Genomic DNA, 14863 nt, shown 5'->3' with positions numbered 1-14863 from the left:
GAACGTGGGAGCGTACTGGCAAAGGGTGTAACAGTATAAACATGACAAGCGGTGTATGTCTTGATAAAGAGACGTATGCCGCTTATTTGCGTCAAAAATGATAGAAAATAATTTCAAAAAATTTGTAAGATTTTGTCGAAAACTGTCACGTATACAGTGAAGGGAGATTTTAAGCATGAGTAAGAGTAAGGAAATCAGATTGCTGAAAGACAGACTTGATTATTACACAATGGAGGCTGAGGATGATCAGTTTGACGCAGAGGAAGTGATAAGATTATTGAAAAGACTGGATGAACTGGAGCCATTACCAGAACCGGATATGAGTGCCGAGGAATCGTTGGAAGCCTTATGGATAAAAAAACGGATGTAAGCACAAAAGTTTATCTTCATGGAATATCATGCGATAGAAGATGCTGAAGCTTGGCATAAGATTCAAGATGTTCTGGAAGAGAGAGTAAAAGCCGGTGTGGAAATTAAAAATGATCTGATAAGAATGATGGGAGAATTTAGTGAAACGACCTTTCAAAAAATAGTTGATTTTGAGAGGTCGTTTTTGTTATGTCTGATTGCCGGTACAGGAAATTTACATGGATAAAATTAATTCTGTTGAGGTAAAATTGAGGTTGACTTTGTATTGTATAGACATAAGATGAAAAAAAGTCAGGTGATGTGCGATGGGAAAACGTAAGATATGTAAAATTGTTTTTGTTATACTGTCAATTTTTTTATGTGTGGCTTTTTATGAATTATTTGGAATCTGTATTGCATATAAAAAACAGCCGGAAGTGTCCAATACCATCAAAAAAGAAACACAAAATAATTCGTGGAACGAACGTAGCGAGAATATGGAACGAGCAGTGATCATAGAAAAAAATCCAGAAGCACTTTTACAAAGAGTGCGTTTGATCCGAAATGCAAAAGAAGACATTATTCTTTCTACTTTTGCATTTCAATCAGATGAAAGTGGAAAATTGATCTTAGGAGCACTGCATGATGCGGCAGACAGAGGTGTGCATGTTCGTCTGTTAGTAGATGGAATGGAGAGCTGGGTTGATATGGAAGGCAATCCGTATTTCTATGGATTATCTTCCCATGAGAATGTTGAAATTAAACTGTATAATAAGGCCAATCCGTTGAAACCATGGAAGATGATGGGGAGAATGCATGATAAATATTTGATTGCAGATGGTAAGACATATATTCTTGGTGGAAGAAATACATACAATTATTTCCTGGGTGATTTTCTGGGACATAAGAACTATGACAGAGATGTGTTAGTGGTTTGCGATGAACCTGAGAAAGAAAATTCAGTTAACCGGTTGTTAGAGTATTTTGAAACGATATGGGAACAAGAAGACAGTGGTTATTTTCATGACAATAAAAAACTGGCAAATAGAAAATCTGTAAAGAACGCAGTTTTAGAGCTGCAGAACGGCTATCAAAAATATTTTGAAGAGAATAAGGAAAGAATCTGCGGTACCGATTACACGGACGAAACTTTTGAGACAGAAAAGATTGCATTAGTGTCAAATCCTATCCACACAGGTCCCAAGGAACCAGTAGTCTGGTATCAACTGGGAGAACTAATGAAAAATGCAAAAGAGCGCGTGAAAATTCATACACCATATATTATCTGCAATGATATGATGTATAATACATGGAAAGAGATTGCGGAGAGCGTTCCGGATTTTTCTATCATGACCAATTCGGTTGCCAACAATGGAAATCCGTTTGGTTCTGCTGATTATGCGAGAAACAGAAACAGAATTTTAAATACAGGAATTGATATCTGGGAGTATGAAGGCGGCTATTCTTACCACGGAAAAAGCATCCTGATTGATGATGATCTATCCGTAATCGGTTCCTTTAACATGGATATGAGAAGCACGTATCTGGATACGGAACTGATGCTTGTAATACGTAGCAAAGAGATTAATAAACAGTTGGAAGAAGGCATGATGGAATATGAAAGAGTGTCCCGACAGGTATTGGAAGATGGAACCTATCGTGATCCGTATCATGTAGAGCCAATTGAATTGACAAAGAAGCGTCAGAGAAACGTACTTTTGGTACAGAATCTGCTTGGATGGGCAAGATATCTGTTCTGATAAAGGAGGAAGAAGATCGTGTTTCAAATATTAATTGTAGAAGATGATAAAGAATTAAGCCAGCTATTCCAAAAAGTGCTTGAGAAGAATGGATATCAGGTCAAAAGTGCATCGGATGGAGCACTGGCATTAGAAATATTGGATAAAGAGTATATTGATTTGATCATTTCCGATATTATGATGCCGGTTATGGATGGTTATGAACTGGTGTCGGAACTCCGTTCAGCAGGATATCAGATACCGGTACTTATGATCACTGCGAAAGGTTCCTTTGATGATATGCGCCAGGGATTTCTTTCGGGAAGTGACGATTATATGGTAAAACCGGTAAATGTGAATGAAATGGTTTTAAGAGTCGGAGCACTGCTTCGCCGTGCACAGATACTGAATGAACACAAAATTGTGATCGGTTCAACAGAGTTTGATTATGATGCAATGACGGTTACAACTGATAAGGAAAGTCTTGTTTTGCCTAAAAAAGAATTCCTGCTTTTATATAAGCTTGCAGCTTCGCCAGGCAGAACATTTACAAAACAACAGTTAATGGATGAAGTATGGGGATACGAGACGGAGGCAGACCCACATACGATAGAGGTACATATAGGAAGAATCAGGGAGCGTTTGAAAGATAACCCTGATTTTGAAATCGTAACAATGCGTGGAATTGGATACAAGGTGGTGAAAAAATAATGGAACAAAAGAAAGAAAAAGGATTGCGGATCCGATCCTGTCTGACTGGTGCAATCTGTCTGGCACTTGTATTTTCAACAGTCATATCTGCGTTATTATTTGCTTTTTTGAATCATTTTTTTAATCTGCCTGGTAGCATACCTGTGCTTGGCTGGCTTTTGATTTTTAATACATTGATTGCAGGGCTGATTACTTCCTTTATCAATGCAAGGTTGCTGGAACCAATTACCAGACTCAGTAAAGCAATGAAGGAAGTTTCGCAGGGAGATTTTGAACAGCACTTGGAAACGAACAGCCGTATCGCAGAAGTTGGAGAATCTTACCAGAGTTTTAATGTGATGACAAAAGAGCTTCGTGCAACAGAAGTACTGCAGATGGATTTTGTCTCCAATGTTTCTCATGAGTTTAAGACCCCGATCAATGCCATTGAAGGGTATACCATGCTTCTTCAGGGAGAAGAACTGTCTCAGGAGCAAGAGGAATATGTAGAAAAAATCCTGTTTAATACCCAAAGGCTTTCCGGATTGGTTGGAAATATTTTGCTGTTATCCAAGTTAGAGAATCAGAACATACCAATGAAAAAAACAGAATATCGTTTGGATGAACAGATCCGTCAGGCATTTCTTTCCCTGGAGACAAAATGGACAGAAAAAGAAATTGGTTTCCAGGTAGAGCTGGAGGAAGTTAAATATACTGGGAATGAAGGACTTTTTATGCATATATGGATGAATCTTTTAGATAATGCGATTAAGTTCAGTCCTGCAAGGGGGACAATTATGATGTTTCTGAAGCAGGAAAAGGATTCTGTAATGTTTATTCTGGAAGATGAAGGACCGGGAATAGAGGATGATGTGAAAACCAGAATATTTGATAAATTTTATCAGGCAGACGGTTCTCACAAAGCAGAAGGAAATGGTCTCGGCCTTGCACTTGTGAAACGGATCGTAGATAGTGCTGGCGGGACAATCAAGGCAGAAAACCGGGAATATGGTGGATGCAGATTTGTTGTAGAGCTTCCAATACAGAAAGATGAGGTCATATAAGTTTAAGAAAAACAGATAGAGGAGGAATTACATGACATTTTATCAGGAATTGCAGTTAAATCAGGCAGGTTCTAAAAATCTGTTGAAAAAGAGTGAAACAGTGAAAGAAAAATCATATCATATACTGGTATATTTGGTAAAGATAGCTGTTACAATGGCATTTTGTTTTTTATTTGTTACTATTTTCAGTATTTTATTTGGAAATGAGAATAGTATTGTGGGTGTAGTAGTTTTATTATGCCTTATGGTATTTCGGAATGCGGATCTGGGGATCCACACCGGACAATCTACGATGCTTTTGGCTTTGTTCTTTGTAATTATGACTGTATGTCCGCATTTAGCAAACCAGCTTTCACCGGTACTTGGAATGCTGTTAAACATTGCTGCACTGGCAGTGCTGATTCTGTTCGGATGTCATAACCCATTCATGTTTAACCAATCCACATTGGTTCTTGGTTATCTTTTATTGTATGGATATGATGTAACAGGAAAAAGTTATCAGATGCGATTAACCGGAATGGCATTAGGTGCAGCACTTACCTGCTTCGTATTTTATCGAAATCATAAAAACAGAACGTATAAAAGAAATTTGAATGATTTGGTACAGGAATTTGATATATCTTCTTCCAGAACAAAGTGGCAGTTATGTCAGATCATATGCGTACCGGCAGTACTCTGCATTGCGGAACTCTGCAATATGCCACGGGCAATGTGGGCTGGAATTGCGGCAATGTCAGCAATCTTACCATTTATGGAGGACATGCAATACAGAGTCCGCAAAAGGATTGTCGGAAATATTGCAGGTGTAATATGCTTTACAGTACTATATTTTCTGCTTCCGTCATCCATCTATACATACATAGGAATCCTTGGCGGAATTGGTGTAGGACTTTCTGCAAAATATGGCTGGCAGGCAGTATTTAACACATTTGGTGCTTTGGCCATTGCTACAGAGAGTTATGGACTAAAAGGAGCAGTTGGTCTTAGAGTGATTCAGAATGTTTTTGGCGTTGTATTTGCATTAATATTTTGTTCTATGTTTTATTGGCTTATGTCGAAAAAAAAGGAAACAGTGGTAACCGTGGCTGCAAAATAACGTGGGTTAGAAAGAAAAAGGTTAATCCGGAGATGGCAGCTTTGCTGACGAGTCTGGCAAAGAGTATAAAAGATGCTACACAGTAAAGGAAATTCAGGATATTCTGGATATCAGCAGACCTACCGTGTACGAGCTTTTAAAGAAAAATGAATTCCGCTGGATCCAGATTGGAACCAAGTATAGGATTTCAAAGAAAAGTTTTGATGGGTGGCTGGACAAACTGTAAACCAGAGCAAAATATGGTCAAAAAACATCGACATCCGACTCTTTACACGTTATAATATATGTAATCTAATAAGAAAACCAAGCAATCATTGTTGCGAAGCTGATTCGTAACGGTGGCCAACTGAATGAACTGGATGGAACCGAATAGTTAAATCCTCCGGGTGCACCGAGCGTCGGATGCGCACCGAGAGGTGTTTTACAGAGATGAAGAACAGGTTTTCTTATTTTGACAAAATGTAACAGAATAGTCAGTAAAATTAAGGCTTTACCTTGATTTAGCTTGACTTAAGTATATGCGTGTTTATATGGGGATCTTGAACCCCTAAGCGCTAGTTGTGGGTTCAATTCCCGCCGGGAACATCGATTTTTTGCAACAATGATCGTAAAAATTCATTGTTGCATTTTTTATTTTATGGTGCTTGCGAGCACCGAAAAAATATAAAAATGAGTAATTGGAGCACCGAAAAGACAAAACGGGCACCGAGAACTAAATCTATCCAAGCACCCAATGGAGATAACTAAAGTGTAGGATAAGATTTAGGTTGTCAATGAATGTAAAAATGGTTTTCCTGCTTGAAGAAAACAGGCCTGACGAAGTATCGCTCAGATTAGATTAAAAATTCTAGTCTGGGCGATTTTTTCGTTCAGGGAAAAGGAGAAAATGTCATTGACAGAAAAGACGGATATCAGAGATTCGGATGAAAAAGTAGTTGAAATTGAAATGGAGCGGTTAAAAACTTTTACGAATCATCCATTCAAGGTGATCGGTGACAGTCAGATGATTGAACTACAGGATAGTATTAAGAAATATGGAGTTCTTAATCCATTGATCGTCCGGTCGAGAAAAGAAGGTTACTATGAAATCATTTCAGGTCACAGAAGGAAATATGCAGCGGAGCGACTAGGGTATAAGAAAATTCCTGTGATCATCCGCATGATGCAGGATGATGAAGCTGTAGTAACTATGGTGGATTCTAATTTACAGAGAGAGCAGATTACAGCAAGTGAAAAAGCATATGCCTACAAGATGAAATATGATGCCATTAAAAAGAAAGCAGGCAGAAAGAATAGGTATGTGTTATACTGTGCAAAAAGATATGTACAAATTTGAAGTTTTTTAAGTAAATTACAACTCTACGGAGCATAGAAACCGCTAAAACTCACCATATTCTACGTTACGTGGGTGTAAATAAACAGTGGGAATTTATACAATGAATCCAGAAAGGAGGACACGAACCTATGGACCAAATTAAGATAGGTAAATTTATTGCTGAAGAAAGAAAAGCAAAAAAATATACTCAACGGGAATTGGCAGATAAGCTTAGTATCAGTGATAAAACAATCTCAAAATGGGAAAGGGGTAATGGTTTCCCAGAAGTATCATTGTTACTTCCACTTTGCAATGAACTAGAAATTACAGTAAATGAACTTCTATCTGGTGAAAGATTGCAAGCGATGGATTATAAAAAGAAAGCGGAGGAAAATATGGTGAATTTAGTGAAAGAAGCTCAAGAGAGTAAAAAGAAGATTATAATGTCTGCAATGGTTAGTGTTTTGGTAATTGTTGCAGCAGTACCTTTATTTGTTGTTGCGGGAATGTTTGAAATGCAGGTATGGACTAGAGTGCTATTGATGGGGATTGGATTTGTAATAATGGTAATGGGAATCGCTATTGCATGTGTATTAGACAGAGAAGCAGGAGCCTTTGAATGTCCTGAATGCAAGGAGCGATTTGTTCCTGATATGAAATCCTATGTTATGGGACCTCATACAATTACCAAAAGAAAGTTAACTTGTCCAAAATGTGGATGTACAAAATATTGCAAACATGTTTTAACCAGATAAGGTGAAACTTTCAGTTTATCTGACTCATAAACAATTTAATAATCGTTTTATACAGCACTTTAGCTCCAAAGGTTAAGGTGCTATTTTTTTACCACAAAAGGAGGAACGGGCATGAATCAGAAAGAATTCAATGAAGTGATCGGCCGATAGACAGATCGCTGTAAATCCATGCTGATGACAACGGGATCAGAATATGCTCCCAAAGCGTTGAAGAATGCAGCCGTGGACAGAGTGGCACATTTTAAGAAAGCAGCGGTGGTAATGAATTCCACACCGAAAGCAGCCCTTATGGGGATGCTGTCCAAACATCTGATTTCATTGTTAGATATGTGCACGGGAGAAAGACAGTATGCGAAAGAACAGTGGGATGAGAAAATCACAGACAGCATTAACTATTTTTTGATTCTCCGGGCAATCGTAGAGGAGGAACTGAGTGAAGAAAATTGAAGTAAAAATCTTAAATCCGGAATCTATTGATCAGGCAGAAAAGATGATGGTCTGCGCAGCAAGGCTGACACAGAGAGGACATCAGATTTCCTGCCTGAGTGATTTTATGGATCTTTATGAAAAGACCTACCGGAGATCTACTGTAGCAAATCTCGTAAAGCTGCTTCATCCGACCATTCAGAAATTTGGAATCATCAATGTGGTGATCGTTGGAGCATCTAGGCGATTCCTGGCACAGATCACCAGGCACCAGAATGAAGTGAAGTATATGTCGGCAAGCCTGCAATATAGCGACTATTCAGGGGTAGAGGATTTTGTCATTCCCTATGATCTGATGGGGACAGGTTCGGAAAAAGAATATTTAAAACAGTGCAGTATGGCAATGAAAAATTACCAGAAGATGATTTCTGCAGGAGTTGATAATGATTCAGCCGGGTACTGTGCACCGCAGGGAATGAAAAATATTCTTCTGATCAGTGCAACACCGTATCAGTGGAAGCGCATGATCCGTCAGAGAACATGCAGGAGAAACACGAAGGAAACCAGATATGTGATGCTGCAAATTTGGGAACAGCTTTGGAAGCAGAACAGAGAATTGTTTTCTGATTGTGGACCATTCTGTATGAATGGAGGCTGTGAGGAAGGAAAGATGACCTGTGGTAAAAGCATCCCGAATATGATGCCACCGACAGATACTATCCGGACAGACTTACCAAAAGTATGTGATATGGGATTTGGGGAAGGAGCGTCAGATGAAGATACGGTTGCTTGATTATGGTGGCAGGTGCCCGGAAAGGGCACATGCGAATGATGCAGGGGCTGATGTATTCAGTCCCAGGGATGCAGTGATCCGGCCGGGAGAGATTTGCAAGATGCCTCTGGGATTTGGACTTTTGGTTCCTGATGGATATGCGGGTTTTGTATTTCCTAAAAGCGGATTGAGTGCACAGGGAATTGTGTGTGAATTGCCTCCCATCGATTCCGGTTATACGGGAGAGGTTCATGCAATCATCTCCAATGTCGGAAACAGGGAATGTAAAATCAAGATGGGTGATAAGGTGGGACAGCTTGTGATCATGCCGGTTTTGATACCAGACTTTACTTTTGAAAACTGGAAAGAGCGTGGAACGGGAGCTTTCGGTTCGACAGGAAGATAAGGATTATTGATGGTGAACATATTATGTATGTGTTATACTAGGTAAAAAGGAAATTTAGTGAACTTTGATCATAATTGCTATTTGTTAAGTTTAAAGAATTGAGGTGGGACATTGATTATTACAATTGGATCCAAGGTAAAAGATGGAGAAGGAAATGCATATACATTAACAGAAGAATTAGGTCATGGTGGTTTTGGATGCGTATATAAAGCTGAATGTGAAGCGGATAAATCAGTGTATGCAGTGAAAACTTTATTATATTCATTTGGCGATGAGGCTACAGCAGCGTCTTTTAAAAATGAAGTAAGAATTTCATCAGAAGTAAGTGGGGAGCATGTAATACGTTATATCTATGCACATGATGGAGATGAATATCCTGAACTACCCCCCTATATTATTATGGAGTATGCAGAGGGAGGAACGCTAGCAGACCAGATTGAAGAGCGTAAAAAAACAAATAGTCCATATTCGAAAGAGGAATTGAGAAATCTATTTCTTCAACTTGTTGCTGGAATGAAGTCAATTAATAAAAAATTAGTTCATAGAGATATAAAACCGGAGAATATACTTATTTGTGATGGAATATGTAAAATTACTGATTTCGGACTTGCAAAGGTGGCTTCAGAATCTACTAGAACCATGTCATTTAAGGGATATGGTACATTACAATATATTGCTCCTGAAGCCTGGAAATCAGAAAAGAATACTATTCAGATGGATATTTACTCTATGGGCATAGTATTTTATGAATTAGCTTTATTAGATTATCCATATGACATTACTTCTAACGATGTGGATGCATACAGAAGCGCACATATGTTTTCTAGAATAAAAAGAACGAATGATTTAAAAAATGTTTTAGGAGCAGATGTAGCATCCATAATTTTAGCTATGTTAGAAAAACCTGTTCAGAAGAGATTAAAATCATGGGAAGAGATTGAAGAAAAACTAGGCAATCCATCACTTGAAGCAAATAGTGAGTTAGGAAATATTGTAAGTTTAGCTATTGGGAAAAAAATAGAGACTGACACGAGAATACAACAGCAAATCGAGGAGAAAAATCGAAAGAAAAAAGAAAAAGAAGATTTCTGCAATTTAGTGAGGAATCAATTTGAATCAGTTATAGTAGATTTTTTTGAGCAATTCGCTGATGAATATAATATTCATTTGGCTGGAAATGATAAGTGTAGATTACAATCAACAAGTCGAGGTTATGAACATATGGAACAGTTTTCATATGAACTTACAATTCCTTCTGTTACAAATATTGAAGTTAAGTGTAAGGTGATTTTGCCTAATTCGTTTACTCGTACTGTTGATGTGGATAGGGTCTATGGTTTTTCATATATGCAAGGTTCTGTGTATGGTAAGCGTGAAGTAGTATATACTCCACAGTATAAAAATAAGGATATTATGGGGTGGGTTGAAATTAAAAATACCAAGGGTTTAGGATTTAACCTCTGGTTGGTACAAACGGACGATATGTATGGTGATTGGTATGTCTTAAGAAATAAGAATAACGGGATATATATGACACAATATGAGCCAAAACAGGAACCTTTTGCATTTGAAATTGACGAGCTTGATGAGGCGTTGAAGGGTATTAATGCATTTAGTTTTTATTCTTCGGAAGTAGAGCCATTTGATAAACAAAAACTGATGGAATTAGTTGCTCAACTTATTAACTAATGCTGTGAAGAATTGAGAAAACAAAGAAAAAAAGTTGGGTATCTTTATGAACAACACAATTTAATAACAAATTTACATAGCACTTTAGCCCAAAGGTTAAGGTGCTATTTTTTTACCACAAAAGGAGAAATGAAATGTCATATAAGTTAGTGATTGCAGAGAAGCCTTGTAAACGTCAAATCCTGCGCCTTGGCTAATTAGTTTTTTTATGCCACACTCTAAATGACACGAAAAAAACTATTAGTTTTTTAGAGGAGGCTAAAGCGCATGGACCAATTAACTCACACTGTCCGCAGGTCGAACTGGATAAACATCATTCGACAGTGCCAGGACAGACCGGCAGGCACTACGGCAAAGCAGTGGCTTGCTGAAAACGATATTTCTGAAAAAACTTCCATAGACTCACCAAAAGCTGATTTCATTTTAATTCCATTCCTCTGCCAACAGGAAATCACGGATGTTGCGGTGCTTGATCCCGTTTCTGCTCATGTCGAACTCATCCAGAGAGACAACATATTTCGGGTAGTTATCGCGGATATTGTCATATGCGCCGAACTCACGCTGAACGGTCTCATCGGATGCCAGCAGATAGGCAACCTGAACATACAGTTTTTCTCCACTCTTGTCACATACAAAGTCGATCTCCTTGTCTCCGGTTCTCCCGACTGTCACTTTGTAGTCCCGGCGCAGCAGCTCCAGATACACGATGTTCTCCAAAATGAGGTTGATGTCACGCATATTGCCGCCGAAAACAGCCTCCCGGATGCCGTGGTCGGCAATGTAATACTTCTCATTGGAGGCAAGGATCTGCTTTCCCTGCAAGTCCTCACGCTTGACCTGATAGAACAAATATGCATCGCAGCAGTATTTGATGTAGTTCAGGATGGTCTCCGGTGCAACGGTTCGCTTCTCGTTTTTGAGGAACTTCGCCAGAGAAGTTGCGGAGAAGGTCGTACCCACATTTGCAATTACATAAGCGATGATGCGTTCCAGCAGGTCCACGTCACGGATCTTGTTCCGCTTCACAATGTCCTTGAGCTGGACAGAGTTGAACAGGTCATGAAGGTAGAGCTTGGAAGGAGCATCCTCGTAGCGGATGTTGGCAAGGTACGGCATACCGCCGGATAGTAGATACTTCTGAAAGCATTTCTGGATCGGCTCATCCGGTGCGATGGGACGGTACAGTTCCAGAAATTCCGCGAAGGAGAATGGGTAAATAACGAACTCCACAAAGCGTCCGCCGAGATAGGTGGAAAGCTCACCGGACAGAAGTTTTGCGTTTGAACCGGTGATATAGATGTCGCAGTCAAGGGATACACGGAGGGAATTGATACACTTCTCCCAGTCTTTTACCTCCTGAATCTCATCAAAAAACAGATAGACCTTGCCGTTGATCTCTGCGGCTCTCTTAGTAATCTCATCATGCAGTGACTTTGCGGTTTGCAGATGAGAGAAGTTCAAATTCTCAAAGTTGATAGAGATGAACTGAGCAGAGCTGATACCGGACTCCAAAAGCTCCTCTTTTATAAGCTCCAGCATGACCGATTTACCGCACCGGCGAATACCGGTCATGACCTTTATCAGCTCCGTTCCGATAAACGGACGGATGCGTTTCATATACATTTCACGTTTAATCACGATCATAAACCTCCTTGCCTGTGGTTGAACCTAGTGTAACACATTTACGTCTGAAACTCAAAGACATATTCATGAAAATATAAGATATAACTGATAAAATCTATATTTCTGCAAATTTCGACAGTTACGAACAAAAGTTCCTGAAGGGATTGCGCGATGAAATCCTCCGCTGCCCAGCGGAACCGGTAGAGCCGGAAGATAAGGGACCGGCTGCCCCTGCTGGCGTAGATCCTGAGCTTCTGGCAAAGATCCTCAGCAAATCCGGAGATGGCAGCCCTGCTGACGAGTCTGTGAAGATGTAAGGTAAAAATAAGATCTGTTGACTTTGGGAAGAATCCTAAGGGTGACAGATCTTTTTTTATGTTTTATTCTGCTTAGGATATACTAACCATAGCACTCGAAATAACATTGACAGATTTTGAAGATTGTTAGCAATATTAAATTCTGGTCTGTCACACTGCACTGGTACACGAACCAGAAACTCCTTGACAAGAACCTTTATTTCCTGCTATATTTGGTATATAGACCAGATGAAGAAACAAAGATAGTCACATAGAATAAGGACGGGGACAATTGGCAACAAGTTTAAGCGAACCAACAAAAAAACGCATCCTGCAGGTATGCGTAAAACTCTTCCTGGAGCAGGGGTACAAAAAGACAACTATGGCGGAAATCATCGAGAAGTCCAGCGTGTCCAGCAGCAGCTTTCAGAACATTTTCCGTGCAAAAGACGGCGTACTGACAGAGCTTGTGCAGTTCATGTTTGAGAATCAGTTTTCGATGGCAAGAAGTGCAGCGAGCACAATGCTCCCTCCGGTTTATGTTTATGCAGTGGAAACAGCGATCCAGATGACGCTTACAGAGCTGAATGAAAACCTGCGGGAAATTTATATTGAAGCCTATACCCAGAAGGAAGCCTGTGAGTATATTCAGCGCGAAACAGCCAAAGAGCTGTATCAGATTTTCAGATCCTATCAGCCGGAGCTGGCAGAGCGTGACTTTTACGAGCTGGAGATCGGATCTGCAGGCATCATGCGAGGTTACATGGCGCATCCGTGTGATGCAGAGCTGACATTGGAGAAGAAGCTTCGCTTATTTTTCACGATGAGCCTTCGGGCCTATAACGTTCCAGAGGAAGAAATCGGGCGGGTGATTCGATTCGTGGAGGGACTCGATATCCGCGCGATCTCTGAACAGGTGATGCAGAAGCTGTTCAAAGCACTTGCCATGCACTATGAATTTTCATTGCAGGGGATAATGTAAAAAATGGAAAAGGAAAAGAGGGAGGAAACCCAATGAAGAGAAAAAAGCTGACAGCAAGTATGATCGCACTGGTCATGAGCGTAAGCCTGCCCATGACAACCTATGCCGCCAACTGGTATCTGGAAAATGGCAGCGTTACGGTAAACGCAGACAATTCCGGACAGACGGTAACGCAGGGCAGCGGCTCTGCCGTGCCGGATGAGGCTCCTGTGATTACGCAGCGGGAGAGCTCTGTAGAGACAGGAAACACAATTGCGATATCCACGTCTGATAATGCAGCTGCAAATGTGACCATTAAGGATATCAATATTAAAAGCAGCAATGATGCGATTGATGTGAAGGGAAGTTCCAGTGCCAACATTACACTGGAGGGAGACAACAAGATCTTCTCTGAAACCGGCTCTGCACTGCATGTTTCGGATGGCAATGTCACCATAAACGGAAGCGGTTCTCTGAAGGCCGAGATTCAGGATGAGCCTTTTGGCTATAACCATAATGCCAAAATCGGCAGCCATGAGAAGGAGGACATGTCCGGCAGCATCCATATTACAGGAGATGCAACCGTAAAAACAGATGACAATATAGCACCGAACTGCGGAGGAGACGGAGCAGGCATTGGCTCCGGCGAAGATGGGGAAATGTCCGGAAACATTGTCATTGACGGAAATGCGCAGGTTGAAGTATCCAGCAATGACCAGGGTGCGGGCATTGGCTCCGGCGATGATGGGAACCTAAGCGGTAACATTATGATTGGCGGGAATGCACAGGTTTCGGCAACCGGTGCTGAAGACAGCGCGGGCATCGGCACCGGAGATGACGGCCATTTCAGAGGCAGTATCACCATTGATGGAAACGCAAAGGTTACTGCCAAAGCAGGCGGAGATCACAGTGGTTCTGACGGCTCCGGTATCGGTGCTGGAGATGATGGGGATTTTACCGGGACAGTTACCATAGGCGGAAATGCTGCTGTGATTGCTGCAGGCTCGGATGAAGGCTGCGGAATTGGCGCTTCAGATGGTGAGAATATGAACGGCATCATCATCATTCGGGATCATGCAAAGGTCACTGCCTACGGCGGAGATCAGGGCGCAGCCATCGGTTCAGAGGATGAATGGGATATGACAGGAAAGATTATCATTGTCGGCAACGCCATTGTGAACACCGGAATGGTAGATAATGCAGGAAATGTTCTTTCGAACCGTATCGGCTATATTGGTGACGGGCAAGACTCCAACCATAATAGCAGTAAGGGACATTATATCCTTGGATCAGACGTAACGATCAACAGCCTGAGCGGCAGTGACACAGAAGCGCTGAAGAAGTACGTCAATATGCACCTGGACAGCGAAGGAAACCCGACAAACCTGACGGAGCTGGATATCAGGATGGAAAATGGAATTTTTAAGGCAGAAGCAACCGGTGCGGGCAGCGTAGAAAAGATTCTCTACAATGGCAGCGAAACTGTACCTGTTGTTCCCGGAAGCTATCCGGTAACCTGCATAATTAAGATTGACGGAAGCGAAATGGAACTTCCGATCGGAACACTGGTAATACCGGAGCCGGCATCTCCCGGTGAAACCGCAGCACCTGTGGAATACAGAATGCAGACATCTGCATCAGAGCCGGTACAGGGAAATGGAAAAAGCACAGGATACAAGGCTC

Annotated in this window: 15 protein-coding genes and 1 pseudogene; 15 read left to right on the top strand and 1 reads right to left on the bottom strand. The window is 40.8% G+C overall.

Annotated elements, in window-relative coordinates; translation table 11 throughout:
- The first annotated feature begins 175 nt into the window (after positions 1-175).
- The 13 genes and pseudogenes from OCV62_RS14695 to OCV62_RS14635 all read left to right on the top strand — a co-directional run bounded on the left by OCV62_RS14695 (position 176) and on the right by OCV62_RS14635 (position 10300).
- The gene (locus tag OCV62_RS14695; RefSeq protein WP_262587594.1) at positions 176-370 is read left to right on the top strand and encodes a histidinol dehydrogenase; all 195 of its coding nucleotides are present in this window, start codon (positions 176-178) and stop codon (positions 368-370) included.
- Positions 371-388: 18 nt separating this feature from the next.
- The gene (locus OCV62_RS14690) at positions 389-595 is read left to right on the top strand and encodes a hypothetical protein (protein ID WP_262587593.1); all 207 of its coding nucleotides are present in this window, start codon (positions 389-391) and stop codon (positions 593-595) included.
- A 79-nt stretch (positions 596-674) separates the two neighbouring features.
- A complete protein-coding gene (locus OCV62_RS14685) occupies positions 675-2108 on the top strand; it encodes a phospholipase D family protein (RefSeq protein ID WP_262587591.1) in 1434 nt (477 codons plus the stop codon).
- An 18-nt stretch (positions 2109-2126) separates the two neighbouring features.
- Positions 2127-2798, top strand: a complete 672-nt coding sequence (locus tag OCV62_RS14680) for a response regulator transcription factor (protein WP_117504378.1) — start codon at positions 2127-2129, stop codon at positions 2796-2798.
- Complete coding sequence (locus tag OCV62_RS14675) at positions 2798-3841, top strand: HAMP domain-containing sensor histidine kinase (protein WP_262587587.1); 1044 nt, start codon at positions 2798-2800, stop codon at positions 3839-3841. The genes OCV62_RS14680 and OCV62_RS14675 overlap by 1 nt, the downstream gene beginning before the upstream one ends.
- 31 nt (positions 3842-3872) lie before the next feature.
- Positions 3873-4937 carry an FUSC family protein gene (locus OCV62_RS14670; RefSeq protein ID WP_117471136.1) on the top strand — a complete coding sequence of 355 codons (1065 nt, stop codon included), beginning with the start codon at positions 3873-3875 and terminating at the stop codon, positions 4935-4937.
- Positions 4938-5004: 67 nt separating this feature from the next.
- Positions 5005-5163 (top strand): annotated as a pseudogene (locus tag OCV62_RS14665) (helix-turn-helix domain-containing protein); the annotation flags it as partial.
- A gap of 666 nt (positions 5164-5829) precedes the next feature.
- Complete coding sequence (locus OCV62_RS14660; protein ID WP_262587584.1) at positions 5830-6273, top strand: ParB/RepB/Spo0J family partition protein; 444 nt, start codon at positions 5830-5832, stop codon at positions 6271-6273.
- A gap of 128 nt (positions 6274-6401) precedes the next feature.
- Complete coding sequence (locus tag OCV62_RS14655; protein ID WP_118057620.1) at positions 6402-7007, top strand: helix-turn-helix domain-containing protein; 606 nt, start codon at positions 6402-6404, stop codon at positions 7005-7007.
- 168 nt (positions 7008-7175) lie between these two features.
- Complete coding sequence (locus OCV62_RS14650) at positions 7176-7454, top strand: hypothetical protein (protein ID WP_262587581.1); 279 nt, start codon at positions 7176-7178, stop codon at positions 7452-7454.
- Entirely contained in the window at positions 7441-8226 is a 786-nt protein-coding gene (locus OCV62_RS14645) for an FAD-dependent thymidylate synthase (RefSeq protein WP_262587579.1), read from the top strand. The genes OCV62_RS14650 and OCV62_RS14645 overlap by 14 nt, the downstream gene beginning before the upstream one ends.
- Positions 8207-8611: a dUTP diphosphatase gene (locus OCV62_RS14640; RefSeq protein WP_262587577.1), complete on the top strand. Its 405-nt coding sequence runs from the start codon at positions 8207-8209 to the stop codon at positions 8609-8611. Before OCV62_RS14645 ends, OCV62_RS14640 begins: the two co-directional genes overlap by 20 nt.
- Before the next feature lie 111 nt (positions 8612-8722).
- The gene (locus OCV62_RS14635) at positions 8723-10300 is read left to right on the top strand and encodes a serine/threonine-protein kinase (protein ID WP_262587575.1); all 1578 of its coding nucleotides are present in this window, start codon (positions 8723-8725) and stop codon (positions 10298-10300) included.
- A gap of 423 nt (positions 10301-10723) precedes the next feature.
- On the opposite strand, the gene OCV62_RS14630 is transcribed toward OCV62_RS14635, so the two are convergent.
- Positions 10724-11944: an ATP-binding protein gene (locus tag OCV62_RS14630; protein ID WP_465245358.1), complete on the bottom strand. Its 1221-nt coding sequence runs from the start codon at positions 11942-11944 to the stop codon at positions 10724-10726.
- Between the two features lie 567 nt (positions 11945-12511).
- Between OCV62_RS14630 and OCV62_RS14625 the strand changes: the two genes are divergently transcribed.
- Together OCV62_RS14625 and OCV62_RS14620 are read left to right on the top strand one after the other, a co-directional pair.
- Positions 12512-13201 carry a TetR/AcrR family transcriptional regulator gene (locus tag OCV62_RS14625; protein WP_262587571.1) on the top strand — a complete coding sequence of 230 codons (690 nt, stop codon included), beginning with the start codon at positions 12512-12514 and terminating at the stop codon, positions 13199-13201.
- A 32-nt stretch (positions 13202-13233) separates the two neighbouring features.
- Positions 13234-14863, top strand: a 1630-nt coding sequence (locus tag OCV62_RS14620) for an autotransporter outer membrane beta-barrel domain-containing protein (protein ID WP_330667405.1), incomplete at its 3' end; no start/stop codon positions are given.

Origin of the sequence: Gallintestinimicrobium propionicum (genome assembly GCF_025567525.1) — a bacterium.
GTDB lineage: Bacteria > Bacillota > Clostridia > Lachnospirales > Lachnospiraceae > Gallintestinimicrobium > Gallintestinimicrobium propionicum.
This window is presented reverse-complemented; position numbering and strand designations above follow the sequence as displayed.